Source organism: Frankia sp. R82 (assembly GCF_023716925.1).
Lineage (GTDB): Bacteria > Actinomycetota > Actinomycetes > Frankiales > Frankiaceae > Frankia.
The window spans coordinates 1-9,192 of record NZ_JAMQQG010000362.1 but is presented as its reverse complement, the minus strand read 5'-3'; the positions used below and the strand labels follow the sequence as shown (position 1 = coordinate 9,192).

Sequence of the window (9,192 nt, the reverse complement as noted above, 5' to 3'; positions counted from 1 at the left end):
GGGTCACCTCCACCGGGCAGTGATAGGCACGCTCGGTCATCGGATCTCCCTTTCGATTTGCGCCGGGCGCCGGGCGCGGGGGGGGGGGGGGGCCCCCCCCGCCCCCCCCCCCCCCCCCCGCCGCCGACTCGGTGAACGGTTCGACGGCAGGCTCCGCGGGCAGCCCGACGGGCAGTTCCACCGGCAGGACGCCGCGGCGACGGTCCGCGTGCAGCAGGGCCGCGGCGACCAGGCCGCGGAACAGCGGATGGGCCCGGGTCGGCCGGGACCGGAACTCCGGATGCGCCTGCGTACCGACGTAGTACGGGTGCACGTCCACGGGCAGTTCGACGACCTCCACCAGCCGGCCGTCGGGCGAGGTCCCCGAGAACACCAGCCCGGCCGCCGCCAGCCGGTCACGGTAGTCGTTGTTGACCTCGTAGCGGTGGCGGTGCCGCTCGTCCACCTCGGCGGCGCCGTACTCGTGCCGCGCGATGGTGCCGGCGCCCAGCACGCAGGTGTACAGCCCGAGGCGCATCGTCCCGCCCATGTCCTTCGTGCCGGCGACGACGTCGTGCTGATCGGCCATCGTCGAGATGACCGGGTTGTCGGTGGCCGGCTCGAACTCGGTGGAGTTCGCTCCCGCCAGACCCGCGAGGTTGCGGGCCGCCTCGATCACCATGCACTGCAGGCCCAGGCAGATGCCCAGGGTCGGGATCCGGTTCTCCCGGGCGTGGCGCAGCGCGCTCAGCTTGCCCTCGATGCCGCGGATCCCGAACCCGCCGGGCACGATGATCCCGTCGACGCCGTGCAGCAGCGTCGCGGCCTGCTGCGGCGAGTCACACTCGTCCGAGGTGATCCAGCGCAGCTCCACCCGGGTGTCGGTGGCGAACGCACCGGCCCGCAGCGCCTCGGTGACCGACAGATAGGCGTCCGGCAGGTCGACGTACTTGCCGACGATGCCGATCGTCACCGTGTTCGCCGGCTGGTGCACGCGGCGCAGCAGGGTGTCCCACTCGGTCCAGTCAACGTCGCGGAACGACAGCCCCAGGCGGCGCACCACGTAGGCGTCGAGCCCCTCCCGGTGCAGCACCCGCGGGATGTCGTAGATCGAGCTCGCATCCGGCGCGCCCACGACCGCCTCGTCGTCGACGTCGCACATCAGCGCGATCTTCTTCTTCAGCGCGTCGGGCAGTGGCCGGTCCGACCGGCACACCACCGCGTCCGGCTGCAGGCCGATGCTGCGCAGCGCCGCCACCGAATGCTGCGTCGGCTTGGTCTTGAGCTCCCCCGACGGCGCGAGATACGGCACGAGGCTCACATGGACGGTCAGCGCGTTGTCCCGGCCCACCTCGTGGCGGACCTGCCGGATCGCCTCCAGGTACGGCAGCGACTCGATGTCGCCCACCGTGCCGCCGACCTCGGTGATGACCACATCGACCTGGTCACCGGCCAGCCGGCGGATCCGATCCTTGATCTCATCGGTGATGTGCGGGACGACCTGCACCGTCTGCCCGAGGTACTCCCCGCGCCGCTCGCGGGCGATCACCGCCGAGTACACCTGGCCGGTGGTGACGTTCGCGCTGCTGTCCAGGTTGACGTCGAGGAACCGCTCGTAGTGACCGATGTCCAGGTCGGTTTCGGCGCCGTCGTCGGTGACGAACACCTCCCCGTGCTGGAACGGGTTCATCGTGCCCGGGTCGACGTTGAGGTATGGATCGAGCTTCTGCATCGTGACGCGCAGACCACGAGCCTTCAGCAGCCGACCCAGGCTGGAGGCTGTCAGCCCCTTGCCGAGGCTGGATGCGACCCCGCCGGTGACGAAGATGTGCTTGGTGACATGCGACTGGCCCACACGAAACTCCCGTGGTCACGCCGCCGGTCCGGACCCGGCGTCTCCACGGGACTTCACGGTAACAGCTCGCCGGTGACCTGCCTCAGGCAGCGGGTGCGATGGCGCTGCCGGCCCGCACCCGGACGCGTGGACGCAGGACCCCTCCGACCACCCCGGCGCCAGCTCGCCCCGCTCAGGGTCCTTCCCGGCCAAGGTCGGGTACGATACCGTTTCGTACCGAGATCGATGAGGCGTCGGACGCAGCAGCGAGAGAACCGTGACCGAGGACCACGAGCAGCACCACAGGGCGGAACCCACCGCGACGCGCGCCTGTTCGCGCCCCACGCCGACGCAGCCTGTTGACATCTCGAGGATTTCGAGCTCACGCCAGGAGTAGAGCGTGTCCACGTTCACGGCAGAACAGCCCACGGCAGGACAGCTGCACGCCGAACAGGAATCCACGCGGCGGTGGTGGGTACTTGCCCTCATCGCGGTCGCCCAGCTGATGGTGGTGCTGGACAACACCATCGTGAACGTCGCCCTTCCCGACGCCGCCCATGCGCTCGACATCAGCACCGCCAACCAGCAGTGGGCCGTCACCGCCTACGCGCTGACCTTCGGCGCGTTGCTGCTGCTCGGCGGTCGCGTCGCGGACTTCCAGGGCCGCAAGCGAATCTTCATCATCGGCATGGTCGGATTCGCGGCGGCCTCGGCCCTCGGCGGATGTGCCCAGAACGCAGCCATGCTCTTCGGCGCCCGCGCGCTGCAGGGCGTGTTCGCCGCACTGCTTGCACCTGCGGCGCTGGCCCTGCTCACCGTCACCTTCACCGAGGCGAAGGAACGAGCGACGGCGTTCGCCGTCTACGGAGGCATCACCGCAGGCGGCGCGGCCGTCGGCCTGATGCTCGGCGGCGTACTGACCGAATACGCGACCTGGCGGTGGTGCCTGTTGGTGAACGTGCCGATCGCGGTGCTCGGCTCCCTGGCGGCCGTGCCCCTGCTGCGGGAGAGCCGGGCGCACGGCGACACCCGGTACGACCTCGTCGGCACGGTCCTGGCCGTGACCGGCACCGCGGCACTGGTCTACGGGTTCACGAAGGCCGGCGAGGACGGGTGGTCCTCGGGGCAGGCGATCGCGCTGTCCAGCGGTGGCGCCGTCCTGCTCGTCCTGTTCGCCCTGACCGAGGGACGCACGGCCCATCCACTGCTGCCGCCGCGCATCGTGGTCGATCGCAACCGAGGCGGCAGCTACCTGGTCTCCCTCCTGATGGGAGCCGGAATTCTGGGTTGCTTCCTCTACCTGTCCTTCTATCTCCAGAGCACCCTCGGGTACAGCCCGATCCGGGCCGGGGCGGCCAACCTCCCCGTCTCCGCAGCCGTCTTCCTGGCTGCGGGGCTTGTCAGCCGGCTACTCGTACGGACCGGCCCCCGTCTCTTCCTCGCGTCCGGCGCGGCCGTCTCCGGCGCCGGCCTCCTGCTGCTCACCCGCATCGGAGTGCACAGCCACTACGTGGCCGAAGTGCTGCCCGCACTCATCCTGTTCGGGTTGGGCCTGGGGCTGACGTTCACCACGGTGGCGAGCACGGCCCTGCTCGGCGTGGCGGACCACGACGCCGGGGTGGCCAGCGCCACGATCAACGCCACCCAGCAGGTCGGCGGGGCCCTTGGGCTCGCCCTGATCAGCAGCTTCTTCACCCGGGAGGTCTCGAACTACACCGCCCACCACACCTCGATGGACGCGGCCAGCCTGACCGCACACGCCCAGGTCCACGGCTACGTGATCGCGTTCGCCGGCAGTAGCGCCATGATTTTCCTGGCTGCTGTCATCGCCGCCGTGCTCGTCCGGGCCGGACGCACCGACCTGGCGCCCGGTACCGGGCCCACCGACAAGGACGCCCCGACCTCCGCTGAGCCCGGCCGCGCCACGGCCCATCGGTAGGACGACCCGGTCCAGCGTCGGCGACGTCGACCTCGTCGCATACTCGGCTGCGATCGGTAACGACGTGCGGTGATCCGGCATGGTCGTGGGTCGGGACGTAAGGCGCATCCGCCAGCCGGCAAGATCAGACCCCTTCCAAGGATCGTGATCTCCGAGTGGCGGGTGCGCATGCTCAGGGTGAGCGGTAGTCCGGTGGCGGCGTCTGGTTCTGCTCGTGCACCCTCCTGGGGCATGAGAAGGTCAGTCGGTGACGGATCGGCGGGGTGTGACAACAGACGGGCAGGTCACCACGGCGGACGGGACCAGGATCGCGGTACGACGGGTCGGTACTGCTGCGGGCGTGCCGGTGGTGCTGGTGCACGGGTCCAACGGCGGGCTGGAGTCCCTGCAGCCGGTCGCCGAGGGCCTCGGCGATGCCTTCGGCTGCTGGCTGATGGCCCGGCGCGGGCATGCCCCCAGCGATGCACCGGAACACGTCAACACGTTCGGTGCCGAGGTTCCCGACGTGATCGCGGTGCTGGCCGCCGCGCAGGCATACTCGGGTCGCCGACCGCATCTGGTGGGCGCTTCCTACGGGGCGACTCTCGCCCTGCATGCCGCACTCGCGGAACCGGATGCGTTGGCCACTCTCAGCCTGTTCGAGCCACCGTTGTTCGCCGCCGGCCAGCAGCTGGCCCCCATTGTCGGCCAGTTCACGGCGCTCCTCGAGGCCGGTGACCACCAGGGCGCCGCTCTGCTGTTCGCACGCCGCGTCGCGCGCGTCCCGTCGGCAATCCTGGCTGCCTTCGCCGACGCCGATGCCAGGACCGACGTCGATGCCAGGACCACCGAGGAAGTCGATGCCGGGTTGGACTCGGGCCTGCGCGCGTTGCGGCACGACCTCGAGGCCATGGCCGCCGACAGCGAGGACATCCTCCGCTGGTCCGCCGTCCGAACACCAACGCTGGTGTTGGGCGGGGCCGATTCCTGGGCACCGCTGCCGGAAACCATGAACGCACTCGCGCAGGCCCTGCCGCAGGCCCAGCAGGTGGTTCTACCCGGGCAGAACCACTTCGTCACCGCCACCGCGCCCGGCCTGGTCGCCGACGCCGTTCGAGGGTTCCTCGACCGCCATCGCTGATCCGCGGCGATGGCGGTCGGCAGGCGAGGTCGGCGCCTGGCCACGGCCCCGGCGGGCGGTTACGCGTCGGCGGTGAGCTTTCCGGCGATCGCCCAGCTGTCGGTGGGCACCTCCTGGATCCACACCTGGACGGTTTCGGCCGGGAGCTGGAGGGTGTCGACGAAGGCGTCGGTGATGCGCCGGACGAGCTGGCGCTTGAGCTCGATGTCGCGCGGGCCCTGCTGCACGGTGACGATCGGCATGGCGAATCTCCTGTCGTGAACGAACTGCTGTCCAGGCCGGCGGGACGCGGTCGCATCGGGCGCCGGCGGCCGGCCAGCTGCGGCCGGTGCAGGTATCAGCTCACTCCGGTCGCGGCCACCCGCACAGACGCGTTCGGCGCTGGTCGGTATCACGAATCGTGATGGTCAGCGGCGGCACAGGCGTCCAGCAGGAGCGACAGGTACGGCGTCGCAGCGGTGGCGCGCACGCACAGGGTGGTCGGCACCGACAGCCGAGTCCCACGCGGCGTTCGGAAGGCCACCCGCGGGGCGTTCAGCGCGTGGGCGTGCGCCGCGTACAGGACGGTCCAGGCGGGGGTGCCCGCGCCGATGGCGGCCAGGGTGTCCTCGAGGGTAGTGCCGGTCAGCGGGCTCGGCACCGGCTGGAAGCCGGCGTCGCGGCAGGCGTGCAGGACCAGATCCACCAGGACGGGGTTACGCGCCCGGGGCACGAGGCGCAGCGGCAGGCCGGCAAGGTCGGCAAGCTCAACACCGGAGTCGACACCGGAGTCGACACCGGAGTCGACACCGGAGTCGGAGCTGGGGCTGGTGGCGAGTTCGTGGCGGGCCGGCAGGGCGACGACCAGCGGGTCCTCCCACACCTTGATGGCCCGGCAGGCGGCGCCCCCGTCCGTGCCGCGCAGGAAGGTGGCATCCAGCGTGCCGGCAGCAACCTGGTCCAGCCGCGCCCGGGTCGGCGCCGCGACCAGCTCGACCTCCAGATGCGGAGCGCGCCACCGCAGCCGTTCGAGGACGGCGGCCAGCCGCTCGCCGAGGCCCCGGCTGGTACCCAGCCGTAGCGTCCCGGTGTATTCGCCGGCGAGCTGGGCCGCCACCGCCCGCGCCCGATCCTGGGCGGCGAGGACCGCGCGGGCCTCGGGCAGGAAGAGCTCACCGGCGGCGGTCAGCCGCACCCCGCGTGGGGTGCGGTCGAACAGGTCGATGCCGAGCTCACGTTCTAGGCGGCGCACCTGCTGACTGACCGCCGGCTGCCCGGTGCACAGCCGCTCGGCGGCCCGGCCGAAGTGCCCCTCCTCCGCCACGGCGACGACGTAGCGCAGCTGGCGCAGCTCCATGTCGGGTGATCAGGGCCGGGTGATCAGGGCCGGGCCTTGTCGGCGGCGGCGGCAGCGAGGAGTTCCTCGGCGTGGCCGCGGGCCAGGGAGCTGTTCTCCTGGCCGGCGAGCATCCGGGACAGCTCACGGACCCGGCCGGCGTCGTCCAGGGTGATCACGCCGCTGCGGGTGACCGAGCCGTCGTCGGCCTTGTGCACGACGAGGTGGCGGTCGGCGAACGCGGCGACCTGCGGCAGGTGGGTGATGCAGATGACCTGGTGGGTGCGGGCGAGGCGGGCCAGGCGCCGGCCGATCTCGACGGCGGCACGCCCACCGACGCCGGCGTCGACCTCGTCGAAGACCATGGTGGATCCGGTGTCGGCCGCGGCGAGCACCACCTCGATCGCGAGCATCACCCGGGAGAGCTCACCGCCGGAGGCGCCCTTGTGCACCGGCCGGGCGGGGGCCCCCGGATGCGGGACGAGCCGCAGCTCCACGTCGTCCACCCCGGACGGCCCATAGGCGACGGTGCGGGCGTCCAGAGGCAGGCCGGCGGGGTCATCGCGCTGGGAGACGGCGGCCTGGACGCGGGCGCGGGGCATGGCGAGGCCGGCGAGTTCGGCGGCGACGGCCTCGCCGAAACGGTCGGCGGCGGCGAGGCGGGCGGCGCTGACCTCGGCGGCGAGACCGGCAAGCTCGGTGATCAGCTCGTCGCGGCGGGCGGTGAGGGACTCGACGGACTCGGCGCTGCCGTCGAGTTCGAGCAGCCGACGCCCGGCCTGGTCGGCCCAGGCGAGCACGCCGTCGATGTCGGTGCCGTGGGCGCGGGTCAGGCTGGTCAGAGCGGCCTTGCGGTCCTGGGCGTCGGCGAGGCGGACGGGGTCGGCATCGATGCCCTCGGCGTAGGAGACAAGGTCGGCGGCGAGATCGGTCAGCAGCATCCCGATCTCGGTGAGGCGGGCACCGAGCGCGGCGAGTTCGGGGTCGAGGTCGGCGTCACCGTCGATGACCCGCCGGGCAACGGAGACCAGGTCGACCCCGCCAGGCTCGTCGGAGCCCGACGCCGGGTCGCTGAGCAGGGCCGCATGGGCGGTGCGGGCGGCGCGGACCAGCGTCTCGGCGTGTTCGAGCCGGCTCAGTTCGGCGGCGAGGGTGACGTCCTCGCCGGGATCGGGCTCGACCCGTTCCACCTCGGCCAGGCCGATGCGCAGCAGTTCGGCCTCCTGCTCGCGTTCCCGGGAGCGCTCGGTGATCTCGGTGAGGGCCCGACTGACCCGGGCGAGTTCCGCGTACACCGCCGCGTAGCGCGAGCGGGGTTTCGCAACCGTCTCGCCGGCGAACCGGTCGAGCGCGTCACGCTGGGTGGACGGGCGCAGCAGCCGCTGCGCCTCGGACTGGCCGTGGACGGCGATGAGGTCCTCGGCGATCTCACCGAGCAGACTCGCCGGCACCGACCGGCCGGCGACCTGCGCCCGGGAGCGGCCCTCGGCGCTCAGCGTCCGCCCGAGGACGAGCACGGCGCCGCCGGGGTCCTCGTCGAGATCACCGCCGGCCTCGCGGACCCGGGCGGCCACGCCGGAGTCGAGCGGGATGACCAGGCGCCCCTCGACGAACGCCCGCTCGACCCCGGGCCGGATCAGCCCGTAGTCGGCCCGCCCGCCGGTGAGCAGCCCCAACCCCTGGACGATCATGGTTTTGCCCGCGCCGGTCTCGCCGCTGACCACGGTGAGGCCGGCGGCGAGGTCGAGGGCGGCGTCGTCGATGACCCCGAGGCCGCGGATGCGAATCTCCTCGAGCACGCCCCGAACTCTAGCCGCACCACCGCATTCCCCGACATCCTCACTGTCCGACACCCGCAATGCCCGACATCCTTGGATGTCCCGTGCCCCCCGCCCGCTTCGCTCGGCGTTCGGGACGCTCTTTCCCGACGCCGTTTCCCGACGCCCCGGCTCAGCGTTCGGAACGGCCGCGCCAGCCGGCGACCGGCAGGTCGAACTTGGCCACGAGCCGGTCGGTGAACGGCCGGGGATGCACCACCGCGAGGCGCACCGGCCGTCCCCCGCAGACCACCTCGACCCGTGACTGCGACGGCACCTCGACCAGCCGCCGTCCGTCGCAGTACAGCACGGCGGGCACCGGTTCGAGCACCTCGACGGCGACGGTGGCACTCGGCGCGAGCACCAGCGGCCGGGCGAACAGGGCGTGCGCGCTGATCGGCGCGACCAGCAGCGCCTCCACTCCCGGCCACATCACCGGCCCGCCGACGGAGAACGCGTACGCCGTCGACCCGGTCGGCGTCGAGCAGATCACCCCGTCGCAGCCCCAGCGCGACAGCGGACGTCCGTCGATCTCCAGGACGCACTCGAGCATCCGGGCCCGTTCGGCCTTCTCCAGCGACATCTCGTTGAGTGCCCAGCCGGTGTAGAGCAGTGTTCCGTGCCGGCGGACGGTGACGTCGACGGTCATCCGGTCCTCGACCGTGTAGTCCTTGCGGACCACATGGTCGATGGTGGATGTGAGCGCGTCGGGTTCGGCCTCGGCGAGGAACCCGACGTGCCCGAGGTTGACGCCGAGCAGGGGAACGTCGGCGGTGCGGGCGAACTCGGCGCCGCGCAGCAGGCTGCCGTCCCCGCCGAGGACGACGACCAGTTCCACCCCGACCGCGGCGTCCGCGTCGTGCGGGACGACCCGGGCGCCGGTGAGATCGAGCTGGGCGGCCTCGTCGCGCAGCACCCGCGGGCTGACTCCCGCGCTGGTCAGCCCCTCGATGACCTGTTGGGCACTGTCGCGCACCACCGAGCGGCGCGGATGGGTGACCAGGAGCACCTCCCGCGTCATGCGCCGGCTCCGGGCCGGGCGTGCGACGCGGTCGGCGCATGGGGCGCAGAACTCGCGGGCTCCGCCGGATCCGCGGGGAGGCCGGCCGGGCCGGCGGCGATCGCGGCGGTCAGGTCGGCCAGGTCGAGCGGTGGGGCGCCGGCGGTCAGCCACAGCAGGTACTCGAC

Annotated in this window: 7 protein-coding genes; 2 read left to right on the top strand and 5 right to left on the bottom strand. The window is 72.2% G+C overall.

Translation table 11 applies throughout. From position 1 onward, the window contains the following. Window positions 1–1,834 (bottom strand): CTP synthase (locus ND747_RS28770; protein WP_251737396.1); only part of this gene is annotated, 1,834 nt, incomplete at its 3' end. 379 nt (window positions 1,835–2,213) lie between these two features. Between ND747_RS28770 and ND747_RS28765 the strand changes: the two genes are divergently transcribed. Beyond that, window positions 2,214–3,752, top strand: coding sequence for an MFS transporter (locus tag ND747_RS28765; RefSeq protein WP_251737395.1), 1,539 nt, complete (start codon window positions 2,214–2,216; stop codon window positions 3,750–3,752). 265 nt (window positions 3,753–4,017) lie between these two features. Continuing rightward, window positions 4,018–4,872 carry an alpha/beta fold hydrolase gene (locus ND747_RS28760; protein ID WP_251737394.1) on the top strand — a complete coding sequence of 285 codons (855 nt, stop codon included), beginning with the start codon at window positions 4,018–4,020 and terminating at the stop codon, window positions 4,870–4,872. Window positions 4,873–4,931: 59 nt separating this feature from the next. Here ND747_RS28760 and dmpI read toward each other — a convergent pair whose 3' ends face one another. From dmpI to ND747_RS28740, 4 genes are all read right to left on the bottom strand, one after another. Further along, window positions 4,932–5,114 carry a 4-oxalocrotonate tautomerase DmpI gene (gene dmpI, locus ND747_RS28755; RefSeq protein WP_251737393.1) on the bottom strand — a complete coding sequence of 61 codons (183 nt, stop codon included), beginning with the start codon at window positions 5,112–5,114 and terminating at the stop codon, window positions 4,932–4,934. Window positions 5,115–5,263: 149 nt separating this feature from the next. After that, on the bottom strand, window positions 5,264–6,208 hold the full coding sequence (locus ND747_RS28750; protein WP_251737392.1) for a LysR family transcriptional regulator: 945 nt from the start codon (window positions 6,206–6,208) through the stop codon (window positions 5,264–5,266). A 23-nt stretch (window positions 6,209–6,231) separates the two neighbouring features. Further along, window positions 6,232–7,986, bottom strand: coding sequence for a DNA repair protein RecN (gene recN, locus ND747_RS28745; RefSeq protein ID WP_251737397.1), 1,755 nt, complete (start codon window positions 7,984–7,986; stop codon window positions 6,232–6,234). 151 nt (window positions 7,987–8,137) lie between these two features. After that, entirely contained in the window at window positions 8,138–9,025 is an 888-nt protein-coding gene (locus tag ND747_RS28740) for an NAD kinase (RefSeq protein ID WP_251737391.1), read from the bottom strand. Window positions 9,026–9,192 lie beyond the last annotated feature (167 nt).

Excerpts from the sequence above, each read along its gene's own strand:
- dmpI (WP_251737393.1), bottom strand. The coding sequence starts at position 5,114 with ATGCCGATCGTCACCGTGCAGCAGGGCCCGCGCGACATCGAGCTCAAG.
- ND747_RS28750 (WP_251737392.1), bottom strand. The coding sequence starts at position 6,208 with ATGGAGCTGCGCCAGCTGCGCTACGTCGTCGCCGTGGCGGAGGAGGGG.
- ND747_RS28740 (WP_251737391.1), bottom strand. The coding sequence starts at position 9,025 with ATGACGCGGGAGGTGCTCCTGGTCACCCATCCGCGCCGCTCGGTGGTG.